The sequence below is a fragment of the Achromobacter sp. NPDC058515 genome (assembly GCF_042721735.1).
Classification (GTDB): Bacteria; Pseudomonadota; Gammaproteobacteria; order Burkholderiales; family Burkholderiaceae_B; genus Achromobacter.
On sequence record NZ_JBHXNI010000020.1, the window covers coordinates 91,838 to 105,266 of the forward strand.

The 13,429-nt window shown below is 65.3% G+C and carries 9 protein-coding genes; 1 reads left to right on the forward strand and 8 read right to left on the reverse strand.

Translation table 11 applies throughout. The features are described from left to right. Positions 1–28: 28 nt before the first annotated feature. Entirely contained in the window at positions 29–862 is an 834-nt protein-coding gene (locus ACFWP0_RS26865; RefSeq protein ID WP_377847408.1) for a helix-turn-helix transcriptional regulator, read from the reverse strand. Positions 863–967: 105 nt separating this feature from the next. Between ACFWP0_RS26865 and ACFWP0_RS26870 the strand changes: the two genes are divergently transcribed. Next, positions 968–1,738, forward strand: a complete 771-nt coding sequence (locus tag ACFWP0_RS26870) for a class I SAM-dependent methyltransferase (RefSeq protein ID WP_377847410.1) — start codon at positions 968–970, stop codon at positions 1,736–1,738. Positions 1,739–1,799: 61 nt separating this feature from the next. Here ACFWP0_RS26870 and manD read toward each other — a convergent pair whose 3' ends face one another. From manD to tssI, 7 genes are all read right to left on the reverse strand, one after another. Continuing rightward, positions 1,800–3,011, reverse strand: a complete 1,212-nt coding sequence (manD, locus tag ACFWP0_RS26875; protein WP_377847412.1) for a D-mannonate dehydratase ManD — start codon at positions 3,009–3,011, stop codon at positions 1,800–1,802. 52 nt (positions 3,012–3,063) lie between these two features. Continuing rightward, a complete protein-coding gene (locus ACFWP0_RS26880; RefSeq protein ID WP_377847414.1) occupies positions 3,064–4,101 on the reverse strand; it encodes an L-idonate 5-dehydrogenase in 1,038 nt (345 codons plus the stop codon). After that, a complete protein-coding gene (locus ACFWP0_RS26885) occupies positions 4,101–4,829 on the reverse strand; it encodes a FadR/GntR family transcriptional regulator (RefSeq protein WP_377847416.1) in 729 nt (242 codons plus the stop codon). The genes ACFWP0_RS26880 and ACFWP0_RS26885 overlap by 1 nt, the downstream gene beginning before the upstream one ends. A gap of 35 nt (positions 4,830–4,864) precedes the next feature. Next, on the reverse strand, positions 4,865–6,442 hold the full coding sequence (locus ACFWP0_RS26890) for a DUF2875 family protein (protein WP_377847417.1): 1,578 nt from the start codon (positions 6,440–6,442) through the stop codon (positions 4,865–4,867). A 155-nt stretch (positions 6,443–6,597) separates the two neighbouring features. Further along, positions 6,598–8,238: a DUF2875 family protein gene (locus ACFWP0_RS26895; RefSeq protein WP_377847418.1), complete on the reverse strand. Its 1,641-nt coding sequence runs from the start codon at positions 8,236–8,238 to the stop codon at positions 6,598–6,600. Positions 8,239–8,258: 20 nt separating this feature from the next. Then, complete coding sequence (locus tag ACFWP0_RS26900; protein WP_377847420.1) at positions 8,259–10,571, reverse strand: DUF3274 domain-containing protein; 2,313 nt, start codon at positions 10,569–10,571, stop codon at positions 8,259–8,261. 75 nt (positions 10,572–10,646) lie between these two features. Next, positions 10,647–13,157, reverse strand: a complete 2,511-nt coding sequence (tssI, locus tag ACFWP0_RS26905) for a type VI secretion system tip protein TssI/VgrG (protein WP_377847422.1) — start codon at positions 13,155–13,157, stop codon at positions 10,647–10,649. Between the last annotated feature and the right edge of the window lie 272 nt (positions 13,158–13,429).

Genomic DNA, 13,429 nt, shown 5'->3' on the forward strand with positions numbered 1-13,429 from the left:
GACACCGGTTCAGACGCCAGCCTGCCGCTCAGGCGGCGGCGTCCTCGTCCCCACTCAGCAGCATCACCAGCTTCAGGTCCGGATGCGTCGCCAGCCGGAAGGTGATCTGCTGGTAGCCCAGCTTGCCGCGGCGCGGGTGCTGGAATTCGCGCAGGCCGCCTTCGCGCTCCACCACCGCATGGCGCGTCCACCAGTGCGAGAACACCACGCTTTGCCGGCTCAGGCTGTCGAGCAGCGCCAGCACCGCCGATTCGTCCAGGTGCGCGCCGGCGTCGGCGCGAAACTCCGCCACCACGCGGCGGGCGCGCTGGTCCCAGTCCACCACCAGCTCGCGGGCGGCGGGATCCAGGAAGATGTAGCGCAACAGGTTGGGCTCGGGATCGCGCGCGGGCCAGTCGTCGAAAAGGTCGCGCAGCGGCTCGTTGTAGGCCAGCACATTCCACGCGCGGTCCAGCACATAGGCCGGCGCGTTGATCGCGTTCACGCATTCCTGCAGCGGCCCCGGCGCGCCGCCCGCGTCGTCGCGGGCGTGCTGCGGATCCGCGCAGTCGGCCAGGTCGAAAAGATAGGCGCGTTCCGCGCGCGCCAGCTGCAGCACGCCCGCGATGCGCGACCATACCGAGGGCGACACCGACACCTCGCGGCCCTGCTCGATCCAGGTGTACCAGGTGACGCTGATGCCGCAGAGCTGGGCCACTTCTTCGCGCCGCAGCCCGGGGGTGCGGCGGCGCATGCCTTCGGGCAGGCCGGCCATCTGGGGCGTGATGCGGGACCGTGCGCTGCGCACGAATTCGCCCAGCGCCTGCCGGCGCAGGGGGGAGCCTTCGTGGCCGGCGGCGCCGGCCAGGGGGGAAATATTCATACCAGGATCAGCAATGGGCTTGTACGTGTATACGGGCCCGCCTATCTTAGCGCCTGCGCCGCTTCATTCCGCACCCGTTTCCGCATTTCCCAACCAAGGACTTTGATGACTTCCAGCTCGCACGACGCCGCCGTGGACCGCCAGTTCAGCCCTCGCGCCACCGCCTACCTGACCAGCGCGGTCCACGCCCAGGGCGAAGACCTGCTGCAAATGGCCGGCATCGCCGGCCAGCATCCCGATGCGCGCGTGCTGGACCTGGGCTGTGGCGGCGGTCATGTGAGCTTTCACGTCGCGCCCCTGGTCAGGCAGGTCACCGCCTACGACCTGTCGCAGCAGATGCTGGACGTGGTCGCGGGCGAAGCCGCCAGGCGCGGGCTCTCGAACCTGGCCACCTGTCAGGGCAAGGCCGAATACCTGCCGTTCGGCGACGGCGAATTCGACCTGGTGATGTCGCGCTATTCCACGCACCACTGGCAGGACGCAGGACGCGGCCTGCGCGAAGCCTTCCGCGTGCTCAAGCCTGGCGGCACAGCCGTGTTCGCCGACGTGGTCTCGCCGGGCGAGCCGCTGCTGGACACCTGGCTGCAGACCATCGAAGTGCTGCGCGACACCTCGCACGTGCGCGACTACTCCGTCGCCGAATGGACCCGCATGCTGACCGAGGCCGGCTTCACGCTGCAAGGCCTGGTCCCCCGGCGCCTGCCGCTGGAGTTCCAGTCCTGGGTCGCGCGCATGCGCACGCCCGACACGCTGGTGGCGGCGCTGCGCCACATGCTCGGCATCGCGCCCGACGTCGCGCGCGCACACTTCGAGGTGCGGGAAGACGGCTCCTTCACCAGCGACACGGCGACCATCGTGGTCAAGAAGCCCGCCTGATCCTGCCTGCCCGCGGCGGACCCGGGGGCCTGGATCGGGTGGCGGCGCCCGGCGTCTTGCGCTACCAGTTCCACAGCGTCCCGTCCTGCTGCAGGCGGTTCACGGGCAGGTAGGCGCGCTTGTACGGATACCGGGCGGCCAGCTTCTCGTCGATGTCCACGCCGTGTCCCGGGACGTCGCCGGGGTACAGCATGCCCTGGCCGAAGGTGTATGCATGCGGGAAGACGGCGTCCGTTTCCTCGGTATGGCGCATGTACTCCTGGATGCCGAAGTTGGGCACCCACAGGTCGAAGTGCAGCGCCGCGCCCATGCAGACGGGCGACAGGTCGGTGGCGCCGTGGCAGCCGGTGCGCACCTGGTAGAGCGAGGCCAGGTCGGCGATGCGCCGCAGGTGCGTGATGCCGCCCGCATGGACCACGGTGGCGCGGATGTAGTCGATCAGCTGGTTCTGCACCAGGTCCTTGCAGTCCCAGATGGAATTGAAGATCTCGCCCACCGCCAGCGGCGTGGTGGTGTGCTGCCGGATCAGCCGGAACGCGTCCTGGTTCTCGGCGGGCGTGGCGTCCTCCATCCAGAACAGGCTGTAGGGCTCCAGCGACTTGCCCAGGCGACCGGCCTCGATGGGCGTCAGCCGGTGATGCACGTCGTGCAGCAGGTGATGCTCAAAGCCCAGCTTCTCGCGGATGCGCTCGAACAGCCTGGGCGCATGGCGCAAATACTTCTCGGTGGACCAGTCGTGCTCGCTGGGCAGGTCGGCGTCGGCGGGCTCGTAGAACAGGTTGCCGCGCCCCACCCCATAGACCTTGTCCAGCCCCGGCACGCCGCTTTGCGCGCGGATTGCGCGGTAGCCCATGTCGGCATAGCGCAGCACTTCGTCCACCGTGTGCTCGATGTCCGAACCGTTGGCATGGCCGTAGACCATCACGCCGCTGCGGCTCTTGCCGCCCAGCAGCTGGTACAGCGGCATGCCGGCGGCCTTGGCCTTCAAGTCCCACAGCGCCGTGTCCACGGCGCCGATGGCGGTCATGGTGACCGGCCCGCGCCGCCAGTAGGCGCCCTTGTACAGGTACTGCCAGATGTCCTCGATCTGGTGCGCGTCGCGCCCGATCAGGCAGGGGATCACGTGCTCGGTCAGGTAGGCGGCAACCGCCAGTTCCCGCCCGTTCAGGGTCGCGTCGCCGATGCCGGTCAGGCCCTGGTCCGTTTCAATCTTCAGGGTCGCGAAATTGCGGCCCGGAGAACAAACAATCACGCGTGCATTCGTAATTTTCATCGGGGGCTTTCCGGATAGGCGGGAAGGATGGCCGCATGCGGCGGCCGGCGGATCAGAAGGTCACCATCACTTTCATCGCCTGCCGGCGGTCGGCCGCCAGCGCGAAGGCGTCATGCACGCGGTCCACGGGCACCGCCGCCGTCAGCAGCGGCGACACGTCCAGCACGCCGCGGCTCAGGTAGTCCACGGCCCACGCGTATTCGTCCACGAAGCGGAAGCTGCCGATGCACGACAGGCTCTTCACCATGATCTGGTTGAACGGGCATTGCTCGCTGCTGCCGCTCAGCGTGCCGACCGTGACGACGACGCCGCGCGGGCGCGCCGCCCGGATGCAGTGGGCCAGGCCCGCATAGCTGCCCGACGCCTCGAAGCACACGTCCACCGTGCCCTTGCCCGCCGCCAGTTCGTCCAGCGCGCCCGGGTCCGCCGCCGCGTTGATGGTGCGCGCTGCGCCCACGCGGGCGCAGGCCGCCAGCGTCTGGTCGACGATGTCCACCACGATGACCTGGCTGGCGCCCGCCAGCCGCGCGGCCATCAGGATCAGCGCGCCGATGGGACCGGCCCCCACCACCATCGCCGTCTTGCCCAGCAGCGAACCCGCGCTGCGCACCGCGTGCAGCGCGACCGCCAGCGGCTCGCCAAAGGCGGCCAGTTCAAAAGACAGACTGTCCGGCACGGGCAGGCATTGCGTTTCCTGCACCACCACCTGCTCGCGCATGGCGCCCTGCATGTGCGGATAACGGCTGGCGCTGCCGAAAAAATGCACGGCTTCGCAGTGGTTGGAGTCGCCCTGGCGGCAATAGCGGCACGCGCCGCAGGTGCGCGCGGGGTCCAGCGCGACGCGGTCGCCCGGCTTGACGGCGGCAACGGCGGCGCCCACCTCCAGCACCAGGCCCGACGCCTCGTGCCCGGGAGTCAGCGGTTCGCGGATGACGAAATCGCCCACCCTGCCATGACGGAAGTAATGCAGGTCAGAACCGCAGATGCCCACGGCCTTCACCTCGACGCGCACCTCTGCCGGGCCCAGCGCCTCGGGCGCCTGTTCGTCCAGGCGCAAGTCCTGGGCGCCATGAATCGCGCAGTTCAGCATCAGCGCCACCCCTGCGCGAATTCGCCGATGACGCGCTCAAGGTGGTCGCGCATCGCCTGCCTTGCCGCCTGCGCGTCGCGCGCCACCAGCGCGCTGAAAATGCGCTGGTGGTCTTCCTGCGATGCCTGGCGCAAGGCCTGCGTATGGAAATGCTGTTCGATCTTTTCCCAGATCGGGCCCTGGGCCTGGTCCCACATCGACGTCACGGTCGCCAGCAGCACGCTGTTGCCGGTGGCCTGCGCGATGTGCAGATGGAACCGCCGGTCGGCCTCGGCGTTGGCCGCCTTGTCCGGCATCTGCTCGCGCATGGCCGTCAGCGCTTCAAAGATGCGGTCCAGGTCCGCGTCGCTGCGGGTGGCGGCCGCCAGCGCGGCGATCTCGGATTCGATCAGGCAGCGCGCCCGCAGCAGCTCGAACGGCCCGGCCCCGGCTTCGTGCGCGGCCGGCAGGCGGGCGGCGCCCGGCTCGGGTTCGCTCACGTAGATGCCCGATCCGCCGCGGACTTCCACCACGCCCTGCAGCTCCAGCGCAATGATGGCTTCGCGCAGCGAGGTCCGGCTGACCTCGAAGCGCTCGGCCAGCGCGCGCTCGGCCGGCAGGCGCTGGCCCACGGCGAATTCGCCTTGGACCACCAGCGCCTGGATCTGGGCGGCCAGCCGCAGATAGGCGCGCTCAGGGGCGGGCCTGGCGGTCGGTTCCGCCGGTTTGGGGATAGGTTGCGGAATCATGGATATTAAATTGGTTAGACCAAATCTAAGATGGTTTACCAATTTGCACCATGCTGGTTTACCAGTACCAATGTGGCGAACCGGGAGGGCGAAGAAACATGCCCCGTGAACGCCGGCGACGGCGCTGCGCTAAGGCTCGAATGCTGTCGCCGAAGCTTCACCCCAAAAGGATCGCCGGCCGGCTTTCGACCCGGCGTCGCCGAGGAGATCGCGATCACGGTCGCCCTGTCGTCGCGCCGCAAGGGCATCACCACGCTGGTATCGGCATTCAGGTAACTCGCCATCGTGGCCAACGCGATGCCGACGAAGGGCGAGGACGCCCCGGTATCGCCCAGCCGTTGCGTGAGGTCATAGCTTTGCGCCGAGTCCAACGGATCCAACGTGCTGCGCGCCGCCATCAGCGCGGGGGCCAGATCGGTCAATCCGCCGTTCGGACGGCCCGTATCGAAGAACACCCGGGCGGGCGCTTCGGCAACCCCGGCTATTGCCTGCTGCCAGGCCCCCGCCAGGGCGCTATGCCGGGCTTCGCCCTTCAGGACTTTCCCAGGCTCGCCGCCGTGCAGCAGCGAGGCCTGCACCGGGCGATGCAATTTGGCGAGCACCTTCATCTGGTCCCATTGCTGCATGCCGCGGACGGTCACCGGCGCCGGAAACGACGGCGTCGGCCGAAAGGCGTCGGGAGGCTGGCGTTTCCAGCCCGTGAAGGCCGGATCGATGTCGTTTCGGGGATTGACCTGCGTATACGGCGCATAGGCGCGCAACCAATCCAGCCGCTCGGGGCGCGCCACGATCAGCGCGACCACCGCGTCCGTCAACTCCCCTGGCTGGCGAGGTCCCGTGCCCACCCCGATAGGCTTCGTTCCGCGTTGCCCCAAAGCCCGGGCGATATTGAATCCTTCCACCGAATACACCAGCAAGGCGGGCATGTCCGGGTTGGCCTCAAACAGACTGAACAGATACTCCACCACATCTTCTGGCGTGTCATTGCAAATGGCCCCCGGCTGCAACTGCCTGATCTGGTGCCAATGCATGCCTGCCGGGATTCTTTCACGATTGACTATGTCGTTTAGCATTTCTGCCATCCGCTCAGGCTGCACGCGGAGGTTCTCTGCATCCGGGTCATAGTCGCGCACCACCGTCAAGGTCGGTATCGGCCAGCGTTCTGGAAACCCTTGCAGGCCAAGCTCCAACGCATTGGCCATCCTCTGGTCCCAAGCCATGTCTTTAGCATCGGCCACGATGGGATAATCCTTCGGGTCCATGGGGAGAGCCGTGCCGACGTGCAGCGCCTGCGGCTGCGCGCTGTTCTGAGCCTGGAATTGCGCCCACACCTGCCCCTGGCGATACACGTCCAGACTCAAGCCTATGCGGACAATGTCGAGCGTATCGAGACGGACGGACGGCGTCGGAGCCAGGGGGGAAGCCATGGCAGCACCGGACGCCGAAAGAGGCGTAAGAGAATCGGCAGGCGCCGGATCGGCCGGAGGCGGCGGCAGCGGACACACAATGGCCGTCAGCGCCTCCGTCTGCAAAGGCAAGGCAGCAAAGACCGGCCCGGTCGACAGCGCGCTTACCACCCAGGCAAGCACGGTTAGTTGTTTACAACGCATCATTGGCCTCCCCAGCCGCTCGCCGCACCAAGCGGGCCGGCTCGATACCGGAATGGCTCCGCGAACCGCTTTCACGCCCTCCGGCGCCCACAAGCGCACCGCCCCCTCCCGGCAATATGAAGGCTTGTCCACAACGGGCCGCAGCGCGCATTCCGAGATCATTTGCTGGTCGGGTCCGACAGGTCAACGCTTGGCCCACTGGCGATAAAGTCATCCAGGAGCCGCTGCTCGAGCGCCACCTTAGCCGGGTCCATATACCGGGCGGGCTCCGGTCGGCTGCGTTGGCTCTGTTGCATCAGGGTGGCGAAGTACTCCGTGAACTCCGGCGACGGCGCTGCGCTAAGGCTCGAATGCTGTGACCGAAGCTTCACCCCAAAAGGATCGCCGGCCGGCTTTCGACCCGGCGTCGCCGAGGAAATCGCGATCACGGTCGCCCTGTCGTCGCGCCGCAAGGGCATCACCACGCTGGTATCGGCATTCAGGTAACTCGCCATCGTGGCCAACGCGATGCCGACGAAGGGCGAGGACGCCCCGGTATCGCCCAGCCGTTGCGTGAGGTCATAGCTTTGCGCCGAGTCCAACGGATCCAATGTGCTGCGCGCCGCCATCAGCGCAGGGGCCAGATCGGTCAAGCCCCCGTTGGGGCGGCCTGTATCGAAGAACACCCGGGCGGGCGCTTCGGCAACCCCGGCTATTGCCTGCTGCCAAGCCCCCGCCAGGGCGCTATGCCGGGCTTCGCCCTTCAGGACTTTCCCAGGCTCGCCGCCGTGCAGCAGCGAGGCCTGCACCGGGCGATGCAATTTGGCGAGCACCCTCATCTGGTCCCATTGCTGCATGCCGCGGACGGTCACCGGCGCCGGAAACGACGGCGTCGGCCGAAAGGCATCGGGAGGCTGGCGTTTCCAGCCCGTGAAGGCCGGATCGATGTCGTTTCGGGGATTGACCTGCGTATACGGCGCATAGGCGCGCAACCAATCCAGCCGCTCGGGACGCGCCACGATCAGCGCGACCACCGCGTCCGTCAACTCCCCTGGCTGGCGAGGTCCCGTGCCCACCCCGATCGGCCCTTTTCCTCGTTGGCTCAGGACATCGGCAATGTTGTAGCCTTCCACCGAGTACACCAGCATGGCGGGCATGTCCGGGTTGGCCTCAAACAAACGGAACAGATACTCCACCACATCTTCCGGCGTGTCATTGCAAATGGCACCAGGCTGCAACTGCCTGATCTGGTGCCAATGCATGCCTGCCGGGCTTCTCCCATCATTGGCCATTTCGCTGAGCAACTTCGAAACCCGCTCCGGTGGGGTATCTAGATTTTCCGCGTTCGGGTCATAGTCCCGCACCACCGTCAAGGTCGGTATCGGCCAGCGCTCAGGAAATCCTTGCAAGGCGAGTTCCAGCGCATTGGCCTTGCGCTGTCTCCAGGCCATGTCTTTAGCATCGGCCACAATGGGGTACTCCTTTGGATCCATGGGCAGGGCGGTACCAACATGCAGGGCCTGGGGCTGCGCGCTGTTCTGAGCCTGGAGTTGCGCCCACACCTGCCCCTGGCGATACACATCCAGACTCAGGCCTATGCGGACAACATCGAGCGTATCGAGACGGACAGACGGCGTCGGAAGTAGGGGAGCAGTCATGGCAGCACCAGGCGTTAAATGAGGGTTTTGAGAATCGGAAGACGTCGGATCAACTGAAGGAGGCGGTAGCGGACACACAATGGCCATCAGGGCCTCCGTCTGCAAAGGCACGGCAGCAACGACCGGCCCGGTCGACAGCGCTCCCACCATCCAGGCAAGCATGATTGGCTGTTTACATCGTGTCATCCGACACTCCCCTCGCCCGGCATGGGTGGCCGGTTTCGATTGCGATCATCAAGCGTCTGGCTTATCACCGACGTGGGCTGCTTCGTGTTTACGACAAGAATGGGCAAAATACCTACTTTGCGATAGCTGTCGGTGGACTGGATCAATGCCCTTCTGTCATGTAGTTCTTCGTCGAATAGGCTAAGCGTGCTGGAATCAGGCAACTCCTTATTGACATTTGACTTCCCGCGGCGCTCCTCATCATCTGCCCAAGGCAACCGCCAATCCGCCACCCGACACAAATAGGCATAAAAGCCCTCATCATCAATGCTGCGTGCCTGCCCTAATGCCAAATCGTAGGCCAGGGCGCGCCGGCTATGTTCCTTGTTCATCGGAATGGCGGAATGGAAGGAATACGGATCGAGATCCCCCATCTTGGCGTTCATGCGGCGTTGCCGCGCTTCGTTCGGACTCTCCTGGTAGGTCACGAGAAAGCGCCTGCCGCCTTGATAGACCGCGGAACTGATCCGATGCCAATCGGCCGCCCATGCGTTATTGTCGGGAGCCGTGTAGGGGTTGCGCGCCGGGTCGTTGAGCCCAGCCAGTTGCGCCTCCAGTTGCGGGGCGAACTCCATCGCCCGCCCCCGGTTGCGATAGGCTCCCGACAACGGGCCAGCGCTTTCGGGCAGCTCCACCGAACGGGTTCCCAACTCGTTCATGCCGCCGTTGGTCACAGCAATGGACGCATCGATGGGATCCTCGGGCGCATAGACGGGCGCAATCCCGGCGGACGCCTTGCTGTCGTCGCGCTCTCCATGCGCGCTGAAGTTCGCCAGAAAGGGCCGCACCAGCGCCGGGGCGTTCACCGAGACTGCCTGCCTGGTCGTGAAATCCGCGTTGGCCACCATCCGCTGCCCCAGGCCAAGCGACGAGCCTTCCCACGTCCATTCGCCGACGGTGCGCAGCACGTAGTTGTACGTGGGGGGATTCCCGACCGGATGCCCCTTCTTCATACGCACGCGGATCGTAAAAATGCGCTGGAAGAATTTCGCCCCCAGCGCAGCGAGCGCAGGCACGGTTTCCTCGAAGTAGTCGTTGCCGGTCAATATCCCGCCCAGGCGCTTGGCGGCCACGACCGGCGTGACGGGTTGGCGACGGTTCTCCGTGGTGAAGGAAACCGTATCGCCAACCCCTTGCCACCCTATCCCCTGCACGTTCTTCATCCCCACCGTCTTGTCTTCGGGCGAGAAGTACAAGTAGACATTGCCCCGGTTGTCGCGCTCGGTAAAGGCCACCTCCTTGCCGTCCAGCGTGGTCTTGCATTCACCGCCTGTCCAACGCAGTCCCCCGATACAGCTCGGCTTGGAGGGATCGGCCATATCGGTGAAGGCGGGAACCGCACTGGCCCGGCTGCCTATGTATTGCGTGATGTTGGCCAGCGTCTGAAGACGCGCCAGCGTGGTCTGCTGGAAGCGATTCATCTCCATATTCTCGAATAGCGTCTCGAGCAGGCTGTACGGCGTATTCATCATCACGAACGCATCGATGGGCCGATGCCCTTCGTCTTTGAGAAAGGCGTTGGCCAGCAAGGTAATCAGGGTGCCCTGACTGTGGCCGACAACGTTGATGGTGTCGTTCAAGCCGTCACTGCCGCTCTCGCCCTTGTAGCCGCGAATGATCTTCACCACTGCGGCAAGCCGCTGGGCGGCCAGCACCATGTATTGACGGCCCGGCGCCTGCATCAATGGATGATCCGGCGATCCGAAAAGCGGATTGACCGGCACCGCGCCCAGCAATCTTCCGGTAAACCCCCGTCCAAACATATCGGGGATGTTCGTTGTGGCATTGGCAAACATGCCCCCTTGTTTGATGCCGTCCTTATCCAGGCGATTGCCGAAGCGATCAAGCCATTCTCCGTGCGTGGTCTTCTTGTTTATCGCGTTCTCTTCCTCGCGAAACCCCCAATAGAAGGGAATCACGACGCTACGCGACGGTCCGCCCAGCCTGCCCGCCGCGGACAGGCGACGGTGATACGCCAGATCGGGATTCGCCGCCGCGCCGTTGTCATCCTTGGGCGAGGTATAGGTGGCGGGATTAAGCGCCGCCATGTTGCGAGCGCCCCGAGCGGTAGCCAGGTGGTCCAGGCGCTCGTTCAACCCCTGGCATATCCCTTCTTCCAGGTCCGCGTAGACGCCGGCCAGGTCATTGACGCCATGGATCAGGATGACGATGCAGGGCTTGGCTTGCTGCCTCTGGACATACGCCGGCCCCGCCGCCGGGGCCAGTGTCGCTTGCGTTCTCCCGGTCAGGGGAATGTTGTCTACAGTCATCGAAGCTGTCTCCTCAATTTGTCGGCACGCATCAACCCGGCGGGAAGCGCGCTTCCCCTCGGGCTGCGAACCTCGTCATGACGACGAAGGGATCTTTCGCAGGACCAGGCTGGCGATCTGCATGGCATCCTTTTGCAGCAGGCCAGTCCCCCCCTGGGCATCCGTCACGCCTTGCACCTGTTCGCCGCTGCTCAAGGTAATCGTGTAGGGTTGATTGGCGACGGGGCGCACTCCGTCGGGCAGCGTCACGATGAATTTGCGCTGCACCTCGCCCACGTCAAACGTGGGCAGCTCCGCGGCTTGGCTGGCGGGCCCTTGCATGCTGTGACTGGCCGCCTTGACGGTAAAGGTTCCTGGCATTCCAAGTTCGATGTTGCCGTCCGCCATCTTGATGTAGGCGCCGCCACACAAGAGGGTGATGTGCTTTTCGGCCGTCGCAAGAACATGTCCGCTACTGGCGCTGATCTCGACGCTCTTGTCCGCCTGCGCGCGGATACAGTCCTTTTGCGCTTGCAATAGCAACTGGCCTTGATGCGCGATATGGCGCATCTCGCCGCCGTGGGCGAATTGGCTGATGCCTTGGCCGCCGTTTATCACGATGCCCTGGCCCGCCGTGAGATGCTGATTCTGCTCCGCCACGAAGTCAATATGCTGTCCGGCAGCCAGGGTCAATGAACGCGGCGTGGCCGCCGCGATGCCGGCAGGACTGCTCAACGCAATGGCGGGCGCGCCGCCCGGAGCCCCGTCTTTCTCGTCATTCGCCCCATGCCCCAAGGCCTTTACCGACTCGGCCAACGCCTGCTGGGGGGCCGCGTCCAGCTTGAGGCTCTGGTGCTGCGCCGCGTAGTCGCCCAGGTTCTGGGCGAGCGCAAGCGCGCTTTCCAGGCACTGAATGAGTTCCGAGCGCGAAAGATGGCCATCTTGGGCACGGGGGCGTCCGTCCGTCGTCAACAACAAGCCTTTGGCCGCTCGGACCGCGCCATGTTCATCCGTGCGCAGCTCGAATCCTTCGCCCCGTGGTTGGCCGCCATTGGGACGCGGGTGCGTCAGGTACCCCAGGTGCAACTGGGTTGCGCCATGCTCGCTCATCAGCGCCGCGCTGATCTGCTGCGACGTGTCGTCCAGGCGCAGCTCGTTGGCGCGGTCGCCTTTATGCTCCTTGCTTTTGACGGTGTTCAGGATGTTGTGCCTGGGCAGCTCGTACGGCGGCAGGTTGGTGGCTCGAAAAGTTCTTCCCGTCACGATCGGCTGGTCGCAATCGCCATCCAGGAAGTCGACGATTACCTCCTGTCCGATGCGCGGTATCGCCATGTGGCCAAAGGCCGCGCCCGCCCAGTTCTGCGACACGCGGATCCAGCAGGAGCTGTGCTCGTCGTTCTTGCCCAGGCGATCCCACGGAAACTGGACCTTGATGCGGCCGAAGTCGTCGCAGTAGATCTCTTCGTTGGCCGGTCCCACGACCGACGCAATCTGCGGGCCGTCGATGCGCGGCTTGCGGGCGGGCTCGGGCTTCCAGTCCACGCGGTCGGGCACGATGTCCGCCGTGTAGCGGTACTGCGTGCCTTGCGAGGCTTCTGCTCCCTCTTCCTGTTGGCTGGTGTGCTGCACGCCGTGATGCTGCATGCGCACCGGACGCCAGCCGTGGTTCCAGTCTTCACGCGGGTGGCCGGTCAGGTCGAACGCCACGCCGGGAATCAATCGCGCATCATCGCCCTCGACCCGCGCCATGCGGGCATCGCGGCGCAAGCCCAAGAGACGACTCTGCGTAAACGGTTTACCGGCCTCGTCGCGCTTGTATCGCCCAGGGTAGGCGTAGCGCTCATAGCGCTTGTCCTGGTGATCCAGGTCCGCCGCGACCGGCGAATGCTCCTGGTCGTACCGTGGATGCGTGTAGGTGTAGTCGCGCTGCGTTTGGCGCGCGGTGCGCACCAGCTCGGCGTAGGTGAACTTGCGCAGCGCGGGCTCGGGCTGATCGCCGCCGGGCGTGGGGTTGTAGGTGACCGGTCCTCCCTCGATTGCACCATGCACATAGATCCGGTCGCCGTGGATCAGCCGATGGCCCTTGTCCGTATGCGCAAAGCGATAGAAGAACCCCTCTTCTGCCGCCAGGCGGGCGACGAACTGCAAATCCGTGTCGCCGGCCTGCACGCAGTATTCGCGCGATAGGTGTGCGTTGGTCGTGACCTGCTCGTAGTCCGTGATGCCGTGCGACTTGATGACCTGCGCAAGAATCTCGGGCACCGACTGCTGCTGGAATATGCGCCAGTCCGAACACAGGTCCGTGCGCGCCAGGGCCGGTTCGACCATCGCCCGATAGCGCGTTCTCCTGAACCCGCTGTCTCCTTGCTCGAAGCCGGTCAGGATTCCATGTACATGGCGCACAGGCGTATCGCCGCGCCAGATCGTAAAGAGCGCAGGCTGATCCAGCAGCGCGCCAAAATCCACCGCGGCATCAAAGCTCGATAGCTCCACGCGCAGCAGGAAGGTCTCGGACAAGGCTTCGTCGAGCGTGAACTCGACGACCTCGAAGTCCACGCCAGCGGCGGCCGGGGTAAAGGTAAAGCGCACATCGGATAATCGGGGCATGTCGGCATCCTGAACAACCGGAACAAGAGGAACAAGGGTTTCGGCCGGGTACGAGCAAGAAGAGGACGGAGTCGTGGTTCACGGCGACTCCGTCTTCTTGCTTCAAGCAAGCGCTTCGTGAGGCTTGTCTTTCAAGCTCAGCCTGATGCGGCTCAGCCCTCCAGCGGCTTGCGCCAATCGTCCGAGGCTTCCGTGCCCGCGACCGCGTGCGTCCAGGTGATCTTGCGGTAGGCCATGGCCACCTTGATCAGCTGCGTGTAGTCCGACTTGCT